At 61.1% G+C, this 15,718-nt stretch carries 14 protein-coding genes; 6 read left to right on the top strand and 8 right to left on the bottom strand.

Going from position 1 to position 15,718, the window contains the following annotated elements:
* Positions 1-363: integrase core domain-containing protein (locus RV1423_RS12565; protein WP_034296960.1), on the top strand; the 363-nt coding region annotated here is incomplete at its 5' end.
* Between the two features lie 791 nt (positions 364-1,154).
* The gene (locus tag RV1423_RS12555) at positions 1,155-2,120 is read left to right on the top strand and encodes a lysozyme inhibitor LprI family protein (RefSeq protein WP_155835096.1); all 966 of its coding nucleotides are present in this window, start codon (positions 1,155-1,157) and stop codon (positions 2,118-2,120) included.
* A 172-nt stretch (positions 2,121-2,292) separates the two neighbouring features.
* Here the strand turns inward: RV1423_RS12555 and RV1423_RS12550 are convergent, their stop codons facing one another.
* From RV1423_RS12550 to speB, 7 genes are read right to left on the bottom strand one after another with little or no spacing between them, the layout of a single operon-like run.
* The gene (locus tag RV1423_RS12550) at positions 2,293-3,219 is read right to left on the bottom strand and encodes a glyoxylate/hydroxypyruvate reductase A (RefSeq protein ID WP_034296957.1); all 927 of its coding nucleotides are present in this window, start codon (positions 3,217-3,219) and stop codon (positions 2,293-2,295) included.
* A 27-nt stretch (positions 3,220-3,246) separates the two neighbouring features.
* Positions 3,247-4,020, bottom strand: a complete 774-nt coding sequence (locus RV1423_RS12545) for a class II aldolase/adducin family protein (RefSeq protein ID WP_034296956.1) — start codon at positions 4,018-4,020, stop codon at positions 3,247-3,249.
* Between the two features lie 3 nt (positions 4,021-4,023).
* Positions 4,024-4,893 carry an ABC transporter substrate-binding protein gene (locus tag RV1423_RS12540; RefSeq protein WP_081768802.1) on the bottom strand — a complete coding sequence of 290 codons (870 nt, stop codon included), beginning with the start codon at positions 4,891-4,893 and terminating at the stop codon, positions 4,024-4,026.
* A gap of 25 nt (positions 4,894-4,918) precedes the next feature.
* Positions 4,919-5,698, bottom strand: a complete 780-nt coding sequence (locus RV1423_RS12535; RefSeq protein ID WP_034296955.1) for an amino acid ABC transporter ATP-binding protein — start codon at positions 5,696-5,698, stop codon at positions 4,919-4,921.
* The gene (locus RV1423_RS12530) at positions 5,695-6,594 is read right to left on the bottom strand and encodes an amino acid ABC transporter permease (protein ID WP_081768806.1); all 900 of its coding nucleotides are present in this window, start codon (positions 6,592-6,594) and stop codon (positions 5,695-5,697) included. Before RV1423_RS12530 ends, RV1423_RS12535 begins: the two co-directional genes overlap by 4 nt.
* Positions 6,594-8,027 carry an argininosuccinate lyase gene (gene argH, locus RV1423_RS12525; protein WP_034296953.1) on the bottom strand — a complete coding sequence of 478 codons (1,434 nt, stop codon included), beginning with the start codon at positions 8,025-8,027 and terminating at the stop codon, positions 6,594-6,596. The genes RV1423_RS12530 and argH overlap by 1 nt, the downstream gene beginning before the upstream one ends.
* A 55-nt stretch (positions 8,028-8,082) precedes the next feature.
* Positions 8,083-9,036, bottom strand: coding sequence for an agmatinase (speB, locus tag RV1423_RS12520; protein WP_034296952.1), 954 nt, complete (start codon positions 9,034-9,036; stop codon positions 8,083-8,085).
* A gap of 139 nt (positions 9,037-9,175) precedes the next feature.
* Between speB and RV1423_RS12515 the strand changes: the two genes are divergently transcribed.
* Complete coding sequence (locus RV1423_RS12515; RefSeq protein ID WP_034296951.1) at positions 9,176-10,072, top strand: LysR family transcriptional regulator; 897 nt, start codon at positions 9,176-9,178, stop codon at positions 10,070-10,072.
* A 41-nt stretch (positions 10,073-10,113) separates the two neighbouring features.
* On the opposite strand, the gene RV1423_RS12510 is transcribed toward RV1423_RS12515, so the two are convergent.
* Positions 10,114-10,416: a YciI-like protein gene (locus RV1423_RS12510; RefSeq protein ID WP_034296950.1), complete on the bottom strand. Its 303-nt coding sequence runs from the start codon at positions 10,414-10,416 to the stop codon at positions 10,114-10,116.
* 537 nt (positions 10,417-10,953) lie between these two features.
* Between RV1423_RS12510 and RV1423_RS12505 the strand changes: the two genes are divergently transcribed.
* The 3 genes from RV1423_RS12505 to RV1423_RS12495 are packed head-to-tail and all read left to right on the top strand — an operon-like array spanning position 10,954 to position 15,553.
* Positions 10,954-11,715 (top strand): ABC transporter substrate-binding protein, encoded by a 762-nt coding sequence (locus tag RV1423_RS12505; protein ID WP_051516657.1) that lies wholly within the window; start codon positions 10,954-10,956, stop codon positions 11,713-11,715.
* On the top strand, positions 11,712-14,834 hold the full coding sequence (locus tag RV1423_RS12500; protein WP_034296949.1) for an EAL domain-containing protein: 3,123 nt from the start codon (positions 11,712-11,714) through the stop codon (positions 14,832-14,834). The genes RV1423_RS12505 and RV1423_RS12500 overlap by 4 nt, the downstream gene beginning before the upstream one ends.
* A gap of 17 nt (positions 14,835-14,851) precedes the next feature.
* Positions 14,852-15,553 carry a glutathione S-transferase N-terminal domain-containing protein gene (locus tag RV1423_RS12495; protein ID WP_034296948.1) on the top strand — a complete coding sequence of 234 codons (702 nt, stop codon included), beginning with the start codon at positions 14,852-14,854 and terminating at the stop codon, positions 15,551-15,553.
* Positions 15,554-15,718: the final 165 nt, after the last annotated feature.

Here is a 15,718-nt window from a genome sequence, read left to right as displayed (position 1 = left end):
CTGATCCGTGTCCTGACCGACCGCGGCACCGAGTATTGCGGCCGGCCGGAAGCACATGATTACCAGCTCTATTTGGCCCTCAAGGACATTGAGCACACCAAGACAAAGGTCCGGCATCCGCAGACCAATGGAATCTGTGAGCGCTTTCATAAAACCATTCTGCAGGAGTTTTATCAGGTCACCTTCCGGCGCAAGATTTACCACTCACTTGAAGAGCTGCAACGCGATCTGGATGATTGGCTGGCGTATTACAACAACGACCGCACACATCAAGGAAAGATGTGTTGCGGCCGGACACCGATGCAAACGCTAATTGACGGAAAGGAGGCCTGGCGAGATAAAATCACCACACTGAACAACTGAATTTGACCTGACAACTGCATACGTCAAACCGGGTGACTGTCAGATCAGATCGCGACTACTACATCTAATTCACTCAACTATGTTCAATGGCGGTAGTTTCTTCAGCGCTGCTATTAATTCATTGCTCTTGAGATGGATTGGGTACGTCTCCAACCTGAACCGCCGGGTAAACACGTGGGCTCGCTAAAAATATCTGCGCCGACGTCGCCACTCTTACCCAACTCTGCATTCATTCCCGTTTTTGCAATGAGCCCTTCTAAGACGAACTGAGGCTAAGCGACCGATTTTGGCGGCGGGTTCAACCGGCTGCGGCACCTGGCTATTTGTGGGTTATCGGACGAAACCCGATCTAGTGAAATCAAGCACCTAGCGCCCCTTGTGTTATTTACTCGTTCTTTTAGTAGCTGCACAAGGCTCCGGTTTGAGGCGCTAGATGCGCTTCGTCTTCGTTGTAGTAGCTTGTTCCCTTGCTGGTACAGAACAGTTGGTCGGCTTTCTTTGACCACAAAGCGAGAGCCACTTCGATTTCCGTCTTCAGGTCCGACGTCCGTGCATAAATAGTGCGCAAGCCTGTCGTGCTTTTGATGTTACGCCCCTGTCCGATGCGGATTCGCCGCGCCTGCAGGAATCGGTAAAGGAATGACAGCAATTTGAAACGGCTTGTAACAGGTGTTAATGCTAGCCGGTATTTGTAAAGATTTTACCGGGAAAGCCTGCTTCATTTCGATTTTGCCGTCATTGCCTCAATGCCATCCTTCGGCTTCCACCATCTCAGACAAGCACCCGAGATCATGAGCCAGATTCAACGTATCTTCGCATCGGCAGCGGCGCCGTTTCTGTCGGTTGCCGCCCGCCCTCGTAACGCTTTCTTTTTTTATCTTACCGACCGCGGCGGACGGAGCAGCTTGCCTGCTGTTGCGACAGGCGTTCCGTTCTGGAAAAGAGCGGTATTGCTGGCGTCCCTGCTCGCCGGCAGCGCTGCAACGCCTGCCTTCGGCGCCAGTTTTCATTGCAGTAATGCCGGTTCGGCGACGGAGAAGATCATCTGCGGCGATGCCGAGCTTTCACGTCTTGATGATCAACTGGGAAAGACGTACCGACAGGCCAAGGCAAAAGCCGCCGACCGTCGGGAGTTCGCTGCGCGCTCGGACGGTTTCTGGCGCTGGCGCGAAAAGAATTGTCAGACCCGCGAGTGCTTGCTTGACTGGTACCGGCAGCGCCAACTGGCATTGGAAGCAGAACTATCCGGGATCAATGCTGCGCCTACAGCATTGCAGTCCTTGCCTGCGCAGGCATCGACGGCGCCAGACAGCGTCCAAGCGGTCACGCCCGAGCAGGTCCGGGCAGCATTGGCGCAGGTGCAGAAGTTGATCGTCGAACCGGACCGCGGCAACCATCTGTTTCTGGTTGACGACGCACCGCAACCGGCGCGCGCCGTGCCGCTGCAAGCGCACTATGTGCGCGTGGTCGATGGTGAATATGTGTACGAAGATCCAAACGAAGCCACCTCGCTCGACGCCAGACCGGAAGTCCTCGTTCGCTATCGCGGCAAGCTGCATGGAGAATACACGCTGGAAGTGAGGAAAAAAACCAGCAAGCTCCGCTACACCTGCGACAGCGATTGCGCCTACATCAAACAGTTGATGCTTCCGGGCTATGGTTTGCACGACCTGGACATGGTCAGGAACGATCACACCTCGCTGGCGTCGATCATGATGCGGGATGCGATCAACGGGCTGTTGCTGGAGAGCGAGTAAGGCGGCAGGAGGCTATCGCAGCCGGCTCCCCAAATCATCGTCGAATCGGCCCAATAAGGCTTTTCGACTCGCTAATTTTCCGGGATCGCGGAGCGGAAATATGCCAGAGCGGCTTCAGTAAAAACGCAACGCAGCTATTCTCCGCGAGCCATCATCCATCGGCATATCCGACTCAGTACCCGTTGCCGCGATCGACCAGATTCAGTAACGGCTCACCCTGTTGCAAGCGGCGGATGTTTTCTTCGATCTGCTCAAGCACGCTGTCGTAACTGGCGGCGGCAGCGATGTGCGGCGTGACGATGACGTTGGGCGACGACCAGAACGGGCTGTCGGCCGGTAGCGGTTCCTTTTCAAAAACGTCGAGGATGGCGCCGCGCAGATGTCCTTCGTCCAGCATGGCCTGCACATCGGCCGAGACCAGATGGCCGCCCCGGCCGACATGAATGAGCGCCGCGCCGGGCGGCAGCGCGGACAGCGTGGTGCGATTGAGGATACCCCGGGTCTGTTCGGTGAGCGGCAGCAGGCACACCAGGATATCCGTGCCGCCGAGGAAATCATCGAACTGCGCTTCGCCGTGGAAACTCTCCATGCCGTCGACTGTCTTGGGCTGGCGCGACCAGCCGCGGACGTTGAAGCCCATGCGCAGCAATTCCGCGGCAACGTGCGCGCCAAGCCGGCCGACGCCCATGATGCCGACCCGGCATGAAGACGCCGCGGCCGGCGCGGTGCGGCGCCATATCCGGTTGCGCTGATTGGCGACGGCGCGGTCCAGATCGCGGTGATAGTAGAGCACGCCCCAGGTAATGAATTCCGTCATGGCGACGGTCAGGTCGGGCGCCACCACGCGGCATAGCGGCAGCGTCGGCAGCTCGGGATCGCACAGGATGTTGTCGACGCCGGCGGCGATCGCATGGATCAGGCGCAAGCGCGGGTAGCGCGCCAGCGCGCCGGGCGGAGGCGACCAGCAGACGGCGACTTCGGCCTGCGCTGCGTCGCTGTCGCCGGGCAGCAGCACTTCGATCGCGCGTGCACGCGTGCGCGCCAGTTCCGCGATTTTGGGGACGTCGGAACTGACGCCGAGGAAGACGACTTTGGTCATGTCTGGCTGCAATATTTTTTGCCTGAATTATTGACGATAGTCCGGCAGGTCGTTCTCGATCAGCCGCAACGCCGCCTGCCACGCCAAGTCCATGATGCCGCTTGCATTGTCGCCCGCGAATTGCTGCGCGGTGCGTTGCCGGACCGACTCAGGCGGCAGGCGTACGCCCTGTCCGCCAGAGAGGGCTGCCACCTGCGCCTGGCAGGCGCGCTCCAGGAAATAGATTTCATGGAAGGCTTCCGCGGCGGTTCCTCCGGCAGCCAGCAAGCCGTGATTGCGCAGGATCATGGCCTTGTGGGGGCCGAGGTTGGCAACCAGCCGTTCTCGCTCGGACAGATCGAGCGCGATGCCTTCGTAGTCGTGATAGCCGAGCTTGCCGTAGAACTTCATCGCATGCTGGCTGATCGGCAGCAGTCCATGTTCCTGCGCGGCGACGGCAATGCCGGCCGTGGTGTGCGTGTGGATGACGAAATGCAGGTCAGGCCGGGCATGGTGAACGGCCGAATGGATCGTGAAACCGGCGGCGTTGACGCGCTGCCCGGCGGGAGCGCCGTTGCCGGTCTTCAGCTCGCGGCCGGCATGGTCGACCCTGACCAGGTCGGACGCGCGCATTTCATGGAACAGCACGCCGTAGCGGTTGATCAGGAACTGATCCTCATGCCCGGGCAGGCGCGCCGAGATGTGCGTGTCGATCATGTCGGTCATGCGGAAATACGCTGCCAGCCGGTACAGCGCGGCCAGCTCGCAGCGCGTGTTCCATTCCGCATCGTCGATAGTCGGACCGCCGGCAACGTTGCGCATGGCTTATTTCCCCTGGTTCAGCGCGACCGGCATGCTCGACGATTGCAGCTTGTACTTGGCCAGCAGCTTGTCGTAGGTGCCGTTGCGTTGCAGGTTTTGCAGCGCGGTCATGACGGCGGCGCGCAGCACCGGTTCGGTCTTGGAGACGGGGATGCCGGTCTCCTGCTGGAACAGCGGCTGACCGAGCAGGACGTAGGTGTTGGCCTCCATGGTCTGGAAGTAGGGCAGCGTTTCGCTGCCCTGCACGGCGACGTCGATGCGGCCGGTCTTGAGCTGGGTGCGCGCGTCGACCGAGCCTTCGGTGCCGATCACGGTAATGGCGGCCTTGCCCTTGGCGACGCAATTGTCATTGCTCCATGCCGCGATCTGCGTCGGCCAGTTGGTGTTGCGGCTGGCGCCGACCTTGGTGCCGCAGACATCGGCAATGCCCTTGATCTTGGCGGCATTGGCCTGCAGCGTGAAGAATTGCGGGCCGGTCTTCATGTAGTCGATGAAGTCGGCGACTTTCTGCCGTTCGGCGGTGTCGCTGATGGCGACCATGGCGATATCGACGCGGCTGGTGGCCAGCGAGCTGAATACCTGGGCGAAAGCGGTTTCCTGGTATTCGACCTTGAGGCCGAGTTCCTTGGCGATGGCTTCGCCGAGTTCGATGTCGAGCCCCATCAACTGGCCGGTCTCGGGGTTCTTGTAGGCGATCGGCGGGTAGTTGGCCTGGGTGGCGATGACCAGCTTGCCGGCCTTCTTGATGCGCTCCGGCAGATCGGCGGCATGCGCCGACATGGCGCTCATGATGGCGATGGCGGCAGTAGCCAGCGCCATGCCGCGTAAGGCCGGCAATGTCTTGTGCGTCGAAAGTCGATTGAACAGTTTCACTTGATTCCCCTTGGTAAAAAGCCGACTAGGCCAGAATTGCCGCAATAAATTCCTTGGTGCGCGCATGCTGCGGACGCGTCAGTACTTCGGCCGGGGTGCCGCATTCCAGCACTTGCCCCTGATCCATGAACACCACGCGATTCGATACCTCCCGTGCAAATCCCAGTTCGTGCGTGACCACGATCATGGTCATGCCGGACAACGCGAGATCCTTCATCACGCTGAGCACTTCTCCGACCAGTTCCGGGTCGAGCGCCGAAGTCGGTTCGTCGAACAGCATCAGTTTCGGCCGCATCGCCAGCGCGCGCGCAATCGCCACGCGCTGCTGCTGGCCGCCCGACAGTTCGCCCGGATAGGCGCCCGCCTTGCCGGCCAGGCCGACGCGCTCAAGCAGGGCTTCGGCTTCGTCGCGCACTTCGGCGCGCTTGCGCCGTTGCACCACGACCGGACCTTCCATGATGTTCTGCAAGGCGGTCATGTGGCCGAACAGGTTGAAGCGTTGAAACACCATGCCGCTGGCCAGCCGCTGACGGGCGATCTCGCTGTCGCTGAGCTCGCGCAGTTCGTCGCCCTTGCGACGGTAGCCGCACAGCTCGCCGCCCAGCCAGATGGCGCCGTTGTCGATGTGTTCGAGCTGGTTGATGCAGCGCAGGAAGGTGCTCTTGCCGGAACCGGAAGGTCCGACGATGCACATCACTTCGCCGCCGGCGACTTGCATCGAAATGCCCTTGAGGGCGTGGTAGGCGCCGTAATATTTGTGCACGTCGTGCGCGACCACCATCGGTGTCGGTCCCGATCCACTCATGGCTGCGCTCCTTCGCCAGTGATGGCCCGGATCGCTGCGGCAGGCGGCTTGTTCGGCTTGACGTTGCGACGCTCGTTGCGCGCAAAAGCCTTTTCCAGAAAATGCTGGCCGATCGAAAACACCGTCACCACAGCCAGATACCATACCGTCGCCACGATCAGCAACTCGATCACGCGCGCATTGGCGAAATAGATGGTCTGGGCGTTGTGCAGGATTTCGGAAAACTGGATCACGCTGGCCACCGAAGTCAGCTTGATCATGCTGATGACTTCATTGCCGACCGGCGGGATGATGACGCGCATCGACTGCGGCAGGATGATCCGGCGCAGCGCCGTCAGGCGCGTCATGCCGATGGCCTTGGCGGCTTCGGTCTGGCCGTTGTCGACCGACAGGATACCGCTGCGCACCACCTCGGCGGTGTATGCGCCCTGGCCGATGCCCAGGCCGAGCAGGCTGGCGACGAACGGCGTGATCAGATCAACCGTGCGCGCCTCGAACACGCCGGGAATGCCCATCATCGGGAACACCAGCGCCAGGTTGAACCACAGCAGCATCTGCAACAGCAGCGGCGTGCCGCGGAAGAACCAGATATAGAACCCGGCGATCGCCCGCAGCATCGGATTGGGCGACATCACCATGACCGCAAAGATCACGCCAAGCACGATGCCGATCGTCATCGCATAGATGGTCATCAGTATCGTGTTGAGCAGGCCGTGCATGATGACCTTGGCGGTCATGAATTGCGCGACGACCTTCCATTCGATCTGGCCGTGGGCGAAGGCGTTGATGATGAAGGCAAAGATCAGCAGGATCAGCGCAGCCGAGAACCAGCGTCCGTAGAAGCGGCGCGGCACGATCTTCAGGTGATCGACGGCGAAAGGGGACGGCGACGTCATCATGCGGCACTCGCGAGGGAAGACGCCGCCGGGTTGCCGCACCAGTCGCGTTGTGCAGCGACGGTTTTTTGCAGCCGCTGCAATTGCGCGGCGACTTGCGCCGGCGCGGTGCCGCCATAACCGCTGCGGGCCTGGACGGCGGCTTCCGGCGTCAGCATGCTGCGCACTTCCGGCAGCAGATGCGGGCTGATCGCCGCCATCTCGGCATCGCTCAGTTCATGCAATTCGACATGCTTGTCTTCGCACAGCTTGACCATGGCGCCGGCGATTTCATGCGCGGAAGAAAACGGCACGTTGCGCCGTGCCAGCCAGTCGGCCACTTCAGTCGCCAGCGTGAACCCCTGGGTGGCGTCGCGGCGCAGTGTGGCGATGTTGACGCGCATCGTGCGGATCATACCGGCCATGGCGGGCAGCACCTTGTGCAAGACGTCGACCGCTTCGAAGGCGGCGAATTTGTCTTCCGCCAGATCGCGGTTGTAGGAAAACGGCAAGCCCTTCAAAGCCACCAGCATCGTCGTCAGCATCCCGATCAGCCGCGCTGCGCGACCGCGAGTGAGTTCGGCGATGTCGGGATTTTTCTTTTGCGGCATGATCGAGCTGCCGGTCGAAAAACTGTCGTCCAATTCGATCCACCGGAACTGGCGCGAGGCCCACAGCGTGACTTCTTCGGACAGGCGCGACAGATGCACGCCCAGCATCGCGGCGACGAACAGGAATTCGGCGACGTGATCGCGGCTGCCGACGGCGTCGATGGAGTTTTCGCAAGGGGCCTCGTAACCGAGGTCGGCGGCGGACAGTTCTGCTTGCAAGGCAATTGCCGATCCGGCCATGGCGGCGGCGCCCAGCGGCGAGCGCGCGCTGCGGCGATCCCAGTCCATGAAGCGCGACATGTCGCGGCTGTAGGTTTGCGCATGGGCCAGCAACTGGTGCGCGAATACGATGGGCTGCGCCGCCTGCAAATGGGTGAAGCCCGGCGCCAGCGTTTGCATATGCCGGCCGGCCTGCTCCATCAACGCGTCCTGCAAGTCGAGCAGCAAGGCGCCGATGGCGCGGCTCTCGGCACGCAGATATAGCTTCAGATTGTTGGCGGCCTGGTCGTTGCGCGAACGGCCCGCGCGCAACTTGGCGCCGACGTCGCCCAGCGCATCCACCAGGATGCGCTCCATGAAGGTGTGCACGTCTTCATCGGCGGGCGAGGGCACGATGTCGCCGCGTTCGACGGCGATGTCGAGTTCGCCGAGTTTGGCGACGATGGCGCTGCATTCGTCCTCGCTGAGCAGGTTGGCGCGCAGCAGTTCCCTCGCATGCGCCTGCGACGACACGATGTCGAAATGCGTCAGCCGGAAATGCGCCATGCCGCCGCGCGACAGGTTCATCAGGGCTTCGTCAGGGGCGGAGCGAAAACGTGCGCCCCACAGCCGGGTTTCATTCATGGAATGCCATCCTTGGAATTCGGTTAAACAATATTGATCGGACGTGACGCCGGCATCAGGCCCGATACTTCACGCCGGGAAATACGCACAACATTTCATACGCCAGATTGGCCGCCACCAGCGCCGTCGTGCCGGCCTGGTCATACGGCGGCGACACTTCGACGATATCGGCGGAAGCAATATTCAGGCCTTTGGCGCCGCGGATGATCTCCATGCCTTGCTGCACCGTCAGGCCGCCGATCTCCGGCGTGCCGGTGCCGGGCGCAAATGCCGGGTCGAGGCCGTCGATGTCGAAGGTCAGGTAGACCGGGCCGTCGCCCATCTGCGCTCGCACTTCTTCCATCAGCGGCGCCAGCGACTTGTTCCAGCATTCTTCCGCCTGCACCACGCGAAAACCCTGGGTGCGGCACCAGTCGAAATCGTCGGCGTGATAGCCGGTGCCGCGCAGACCGATCTGGACCACGCGTCGCGGGTCCAGCAAACCTTCCTCGAAGGCGCGCCGGAACGGCGTGCCGTGGGCGATCTTTTCGCCGTTCATGGTGTCGTTGACGTCGGCGTGCGCGTCGACGTGGATCAGGCCGACCTTGCCGTAGGTTTTGTATAGCGAACGCAGGATGGGCAGCGTCATGGTGTGGTCGCCGCCCATGCTGATGGTCTTGCAGCCGGTGGCGTAAATGCGGTCGTAGCCGGCTTCGATCATGCGCACCGAATCCAGCAGGCTGTAGGGGTTGAGGGCGATGTCGCCGATGTCCGCCACTTTGAGCGAATCGAAAGGCGCGGCGCGGGTCGCCATGTTGTATGGGCGCAGCAGCACCGATTCGGTGCGTATCTGGCGCGGGCCGAAGCGCGTCCCGGAACGGTTGGACGTGCCGATATCCAGCGGCACGCCGACGAAACCCACGTCCAGGCCGGCCGGATCTTCGACATACGGCAGGCGCATCATGGTGGCAATCCCCCCAAAACGGGGCATCACATTGCCCCCCATGGGCTGATACAGTGCATGTTCCATCGATGAGAGTCCTTGTAAATTTAGTCCGTTTTTCCGATTGTAGCGGCGGATTAAAGAAACAAATATGCGTATCTGGCGACGTTTGCATCGATTGGCATCGATGTATAAACTCAAGGTTTTACACACTCGGAATTGTTTCATGCTCAACAATGTATTCGATCTGGATATTCGCCTGATCCGGGTGTTTCTGACGGTAGTCGATGCGCACGGCGTGTCGGCCGCGCAGTCCAAGCTCAATGTCGGCCAGTCCACCATCAGCGCGCAGCTCAGCGCGCTGGAGACGCGACTCGGCTACCGCCTGTGCGAGCGTGGCCGCGCCGGTTTCCGCCTGACCGCCAAGGGCGAGAAGTTCGCCGATTCGGCGCGGCGCATGATCGAGGCCTTGTCCGAATTCGGCATGGAAGCGCGCAATCTCGACAAGAAGCTGGTCGGCAGGCTCAGCATCGGGCTGATCGGCCACACGCCGACGCATCAGAACACGCGCCTGTCCGAAGTCATCCGGCGCTTTCGCCAGCGCGACGAAGCGGTGCGCCTCGACCTCGTCGTGCGCACGCCCAGCGAACTGGAAGAGATGCTGATCAACGGCAGCATCCAGGTGGCGATCGGCTATTTCTGGCGGCGCGTGACGGCCTTGCAATACACGCAACTGATGTTGGAGCGCCAGGTCGCCTACTGCGCGCCGCCGCATCCGCTGTTCTACAAGGAAGATGAGATCGAACCGGCGGAAGCCGCCGGCTATAGCTGGGCCTGGCGCGACTACCCGGTGCCGCCCGGCCATGTGCCGATCCACCGACGCAACATCATGGCCGTGACCGGCAACATGGAGGCGATGTCGATCCTGATCCTGTCAGGCCAGCACCTGGGTTACCTGCCGGAAGAAATGGGCCGCGAGCACGTCGCGCGCGGCGCCATGAAAGCGCTCAACCGCAGTGAGTTGTCGTACGAAGTCGGCATCAGCGTGGTGACCAATCGCGCCAGCGCCAATGAACCCATCGTGGCGGCGTTTCTGGAGGATTTGAAGTCCGTGCAATTATGAAACTGAAGACCGTTCACGGTCTGCTGCACGGTCTTCGTGTGTCAGGTCGGGCGGATGATCGTGCAGGCGTCTTCGCCGACAACTGTGGTCCAGGGCCGCACCCGCCATTCGGCAACGACGCCGTTGATGACGTAAGGATCGTTCCTGGCGAAATCGGCGACGATGTCGGGCGAGTCCGCCTTGAACAGCAACATGGCTTCGTCTTCCGGGTTGCCGAGTGCGCCGCCGAGGATCAGTTCGCCGCGCGCGTTGGCGTTCCAGGCGAATTTGAGATGGTCGTTGCGAAACGGCAGTTTGACGGTCTTGCTGTCTTTGACGAAACGGTAGAACAGAATGTAGTGCATGGTGTTCTCTCTTCGGGAGTGTGGGGATGCAAAGACGCCGCTGTCGATGCAAGTTCGCGGCAGCCCTTATTGTTTTGCAGTGCCGCCGGGTTTGTCAAACAAGGCGCTTGCGAGGCGCTCGATTATGCGATTCGGCAACATGGCGAGGCTGACGTTTCGCTGACCTGCCGCTCCGTTTTCCACCGCACCGGCAGCTCGCCCGCACATCGCCCGGACAGCCGTCAATAGGGTATTTCCTTGGTTGCAGTTTCGATGGTCGTCGGGTAACATCAGCCGTCCGCTATATCCGACGCTGTATATAAAACTATTAGCGAAAATTATTGGCGGCGATATGCCATTCGCATGATGTCATGATGTTTGTTTGCAGCAATGGAAATATTGCGTCCAGGCAGATGAGTGACAAGCCAGGCAGTGTTGTCAGCAAGTCATAAAACGGTTGCACACGAAGGGGGCCGTATTTCAGTCATTCTTACCGCCGGGGGGACGGTGATCCGCCGCCGCTTTGTCCGCATCGCTTGTGTCTGCAGCCTGTTGTTCATGAGTTGCATTGCCGGTATTGCTCAGGCGTCCGGTCCCGATTGTTCCCGTCCTTACACCCTCGCCCTGCACGATCACGGCTTGCTCTATTCCGCCGATACCGACACCGGTATCGACAAGGACTTTGCCGATGAATTGATTCGTCGCAGTGGCTGCAAAGTCGGCGTCAGCCTGATGTCGCGCGCGCGCATCTGGCAACTGATCGAATCGGGCGCGCTCGATTTCAGCCTGTCCGGCATCGCCGATCCGGAGCGTCGCCGCTTCGCTTCCTTCGCCTGGTACTTCAGCAACAAATACTATCTGCTGGTGCGCAAGGATGCCGGTATGCGCCAGCTCGGCGAGTTCGAGCGCAGCGAGACTTTCCGGCTGGGCGTGATCCGCAGTTTCCGCTACAGCGAATCGGCCAACCGTCTGGTCGACAAGCTCTCCGCCGCCAATCGCGTGACCCAGGCCGGCGGTCTCGATCCGCTCTACCAGGCGCTGCTGGCCAATCGCATCCAGGGCATGATCATGGAACCGTTCGATTATCCTGCGGTGGAAGAGAAGCACATCCGCGATGTCACCGCGATCATCGAATTCAACGATCCGCCGGTTCCGCACGGGCTGATCATGTCCAACAAGGCTTTACCGAGCGCCGAGCGCGACAAATGGCGCTCGCTGGTCGACGAGATGCGCGCCGACGGCACCATCCGTCGCATCTTCGAGAAGTATTTTTCTTCGTCGCTGGCGGCGTCGATGGTCAACTTCCAGGCGGCGCCGTGAACTGGTTGCGGCAACTCCTGCTGCCGTTGGCGATCCTGTTTGCCGGCTTGTGCGTGACCTGGCTAGCCTGGGATCACGAACGCGAAGCATCGCACAAAGAACTGCGCGCGCAATTCGATTTTTCGCTGCGCGAGGCGGTCAGCCGGGTCGAGCAGCGCGTTGCCAGCTATGAGCAGATGCTGCATGGCGTGCAGGGATTGTTCGCAGCCACCGGTACCTTCGATCGCGCGGCGTTTCGCGACTATGTCGCGGCGTTGAACCTGGACGCCAATTTTTCCGGCATCCAGGCCATCGGCGCGGAGGAATTGATTCCCGCTTCCGGCAAGACCAGGCATATCGCGGACATGCAGCGTATGGGCTTTACTGACTACGCCATCCGGCCGGAAGGCGAACGCAGCGAGTACGCGCCCATCGTCATGCGCGAGCCCTACGTCGGCCGCAACCGGACTCCCTTCGGTTTCGATCCCTGGTCGGAACCGCATCGCCGCCGCGCCATGGAAAAGGCGCGCGATTCCGGCATGGCGGCGATTTCCGGCAAGGTGCGGTTGGACCTCGACAGCGAAATCGAGGCGCAACCAAGCTTCATCATGTATCTGCCGATCTATGCGCGCGGCAAGCCGCAATCGACCATCGCCGAGCGCCGCGCCAACCTGATCGGCTGGGTGCATGCTTCGTTCCGCATGAGCGACATGATTGCCAGCCTGTACGGCGAGCAGCCGATGGGGGTGGCGTTTGCGATCTATGACGGCGTCGAGCTGTCGCCGGATGCGATGCTGTATCACTCGGCCGGCGCCGACCCTGGTCCGGGACAGAAGGCGGGGGTGATTTCCGCGACCGAATATCTGGTGGTGGCAGGTCATAACTGGACGCTGACGATGAATACCCAGGACGACTTCAACAGCCGTTTCGGTCGCAACGCGGAAGTGCAGACCGCGTTGACCGGCGTCGGCCTGAGCCTCTTGCTGGCGCTGCTGGCCTGGCTGCTGATGTCGAGCCGCCGCCGCGCGATTCGCCTGGCCGGCAAGATGACGACGGAACTGCGCGCCAGCGAAGAGCAATTCCGCGCCATCGCGGACTGCACCGTCAACTGGGAAGTCTGGTGGGGCCTGGACGGCAAGCCGCGCTGGATCAACCCGTCGGTGCTCCATTACACCGGTTATACCGTCGAGGAATGCATGGCGATGCAGGACTTCAAGAGGCAGTTGATCTATCTCGAAGACCTGTCGCGCGTGACGACGGGGTTCGACAAGGGGCTGCAGGGCGAGCGCGGCGACGATCTGGAGTTCCGTTGCGTGCGCAAGGACGGCACATTGGTCTGGCTGTCGGTGTCGTGGATTCCGATCACCGACGCCAACGGTGCGTTCACGGGTTTCCGCACCAGCGGGCGCGACATCACCGAACGCAAGCAGGCCGAGGCGGAACTGCGCATCGCCGCGGTGGCCTTCGATTCGCTCGAAGGGATGATGATCACCGACGCTGACAACAGAATCCTGCGCGTCAACCAGGCCTTCGCCGAAATCACCGGCTACTCTGCCGCGGAAGTCATCGGCAAGACGCCGCGCTTGTTACGCTCCGACCGCCACAGCCCGGCGTTCCATCGCGCCATCTGGGAGAGCGTGCGCCATTCCGGCGGCTGGCAGGGCGAGATATGGAATCGTCGCAAGAACGGCCAGGTCTATCCGGAATGGCTGACCATCTCGGCGGTGAGGGGCGACGACGGCGTGGTCACGCATTATGTCGGAACGCATCACGACATCACCGAGCGCAAGATCGCCGAAGAGCGCATCAAGGAACTTGCCTTCTTCGACGCGCTGACGCGCCTGCCCAATCGTACGCTGCTGTTGGACCGCCTCAAGCAGGCTATCGCCGTCAGCACGCGCAACAAGACGTGCAGCGCTTTGCTGTTCATCGACCTCGATCACTTCAAGACACTCAACGACACGCTCGGCCACGACAAGGGTGATCTTTTGCTCAAGCAGGTGGCGCAGCGGCTGGCGATCAGCGTGCGCGCCAACGACACGGTCGCACGCGTGGGTGGCGACGAGTTCGTGGTGGTGCTGGAAAGCCTGCATCGCGATCCGCAGGAAGCCGCCAACCAGACCAAGGCCATCGGCGAAAAAATCCTCAGCGTGCTGGATACGCCATACCAGCTCGACGAAGTCGAATACCGAGCCACCGCCAGCGTCGGCGCCACCGTGTTCCGCGGCCGCCAGGTCCCGATCGACGAGTTGCTGAAGCAGGCCGACCTGGCGATGTACAAATCCAAGGAAACCGGCCGCAATGCAATGAGCTTCTTCGACCCGGCAATGCAGACCGTGGTGCTGGAACGGGCCGCGCTCGAAGCCGGCCTGCGCAAGGCCATCGACGGCGGCCAGTTGATCCTGCACTACCAGGCGCAAGTGGTGGAAGGCGGCCGCGTCACCGGCGCCGAAGTGCTGGTGCGCTGGCAGCATCCGCAGCGCGGCATGGTGCCGCCGGCCGAGTTCATCCCGCTGGCCGAAGAAACCGGCCTGATCCTGTCGCTCGGCAACTGGGTCATGGAAACCGCCTGCAACCAACTTGCGTGCTGGTCGGAGCGCTTCGAGACCGCGCACCTGAGCATCGCGGTCAACGTCAGTGCGCAGCAGTTCCGCGAAGCCGATTTCGTCGAGACGGTCTCGGCCATCCTGGAACGCACTGGCGCCAATCCCAGAAGGCTCAAGCTGGAGCTGACCGAAAGCCTGCTGGTGGATAACGTCGAAGACATCATCCAGAAAATGTACATACTCAAGGCCAAGGGCGTCGAGTTCTCGCTGGACGATTTCGGCATCGGTTATTCGTCTTTGTCCTACCTCAAGCGCCTGCCGCTAAACCAGCTTAAAATCGACCAGTCGTTTGTGCGCGATGTCCTGATCGATCCTAACGATGCCTCCATTGCCAAGACGATTGTCGCGCTGGCGCAAAGCCTTGGCCTGGGAGTCATTGCCGAAGGCGTCGAGACGGATGCGCAACGCAATTTTCTGGCCGATGCAGGATGCCATGCCTATCAGGGCTATTTCTTCTGCCGGCCGGTGCCCCTGGAGGATTTTGAAAAGTTCGCCCAGGCATTTGATCCGATACCAGGGCCTGTCTACAATTGATTTTTAGAGGAGTAAGCATGTCCGATATTTCCGCTTTTCCGATCACCGGAAAATGGCCCGCGCAACATCCCGAACGCATCCAGTTGTACTCGCTGCCGACGCCCAACGGCGTCAAGGTGTCGATCATGCTGGAAGAAGCCGGCCTGGCCTATGAGCCGCATCTGGTCGGCTTCGAGACCAACGACCAGATGTCGCCGGAGTTTCTGTCGCTGAACCCCAATAACAAGATTCCGGCGATCCTCGATCCCGACGGCCCCGGCGGCAAGCCGTTGCCGCTGTTCGAATCGGGTGCGATCCTGATTTACCTGGCGGAAAAAAGCGGCAAGTTCCTGTCGCAGGATCCGGCCGAGCGCTATCAGACCATCCAGTGGTTGATGTTCCAGATGGGCGGCATCGGCCCGATGTTCGGCCAGCTCGGTTTCTTCCATCGCTTCGCCGGCAAGGAATATGAAGACAAGCGTCCACGCGACCGTTACGTCGCCGAATCGCGCCGCCTGCTGGGCGTGCTCGACCAACGCCTGGCTGGCCGCGAATGGGTGATGGGCGAGTACAGCATTGCCGACATTGCGATCTTTCCGTGGGTGCGCAACTTGGTCGGCTTCTATGAGGCGGGCGACCTGGTCGGTTTTCAGGATTTCAAGAACGTCAAACGCGTGCTCGATGTTTTTGTGGCGCGCCCGGCCGTCGTCAAAGGATTGGCGATTCCTGCGCGCGGCTAAGCAGTCGTCGGCAATACGTTCCATAAAAATCGCCGGTCGGTGCACGACCGGCGATTTTTTTGACGATCGGCAGTGTGGCGGAGACAGGATCGGATCGCTCCAACTTTGACGCAAGAGCGCTTTTACCGGGTGATTCATGCCATGAAATCATCCGTCTGGCGGGAG

Origin of the sequence: Herbaspirillum sp. RV1423 (genome assembly GCF_000577615.1) — a bacterium.
GTDB lineage: Bacteria > Pseudomonadota > Gammaproteobacteria > Burkholderiales > Burkholderiaceae_D > Herbaspirillum.
Note: the sequence above shows the minus strand (reverse complement) of the source record. Positions and strands in the feature narration are given on the sequence as shown.

Excerpts from the sequence above, each read along its gene's own strand:
- RV1423_RS12555 (WP_155835096.1), top strand. The coding sequence starts at position 1,155 with ATGAGCCAGATTCAACGTATCTTCGCATCGGCAGCGGCGCCGTTTCTG.
- RV1423_RS12550 (WP_034296957.1), bottom strand. The coding sequence starts at position 3,219 with ATGACCAAAGTCGTCTTCCTCGGCGTCAGTTCCGACGTCCCCAAAATC.
- RV1423_RS12545 (WP_034296956.1), bottom strand. The coding sequence starts at position 4,020 with ATGCGCAACGTTGCCGGCGGTCCGACTATCGACGATGCGGAATGGAAC.
- RV1423_RS12535 (WP_034296955.1), bottom strand. The coding sequence starts at position 5,698 with ATGAGTGGATCGGGACCGACACCGATGGTGGTCGCGCACGACGTGCAC.
- RV1423_RS12530 (WP_081768806.1), bottom strand. The coding sequence starts at position 6,594 with ATGACGTCGCCGTCCCCTTTCGCCGTCGATCACCTGAAGATCGTGCCG.
- argH (WP_034296953.1), bottom strand. The coding sequence starts at position 8,027 with ATGAATGAAACCCGGCTGTGGGGCGCACGTTTTCGCTCCGCCCCTGAC.
- speB (WP_034296952.1), bottom strand. The coding sequence starts at position 9,036 with ATGGAACATGCACTGTATCAGCCCATGGGGGGCAATGTGATGCCCCGT.
- RV1423_RS12515 (WP_034296951.1), top strand. The coding sequence starts at position 9,176 with ATGCTCAACAATGTATTCGATCTGGATATTCGCCTGATCCGGGTGTTT.
- RV1423_RS12510 (WP_034296950.1), bottom strand. The coding sequence starts at position 10,416 with ATGCACTACATTCTGTTCTACCGTTTCGTCAAAGACAGCAAGACCGTC.
- RV1423_RS12505 (WP_051516657.1), top strand. The coding sequence starts at position 10,954 with ATGAGTTGCATTGCCGGTATTGCTCAGGCGTCCGGTCCCGATTGTTCC.
- RV1423_RS12495 (WP_034296948.1), top strand. The coding sequence starts at position 14,852 with ATGTCCGATATTTCCGCTTTTCCGATCACCGGAAAATGGCCCGCGCAA.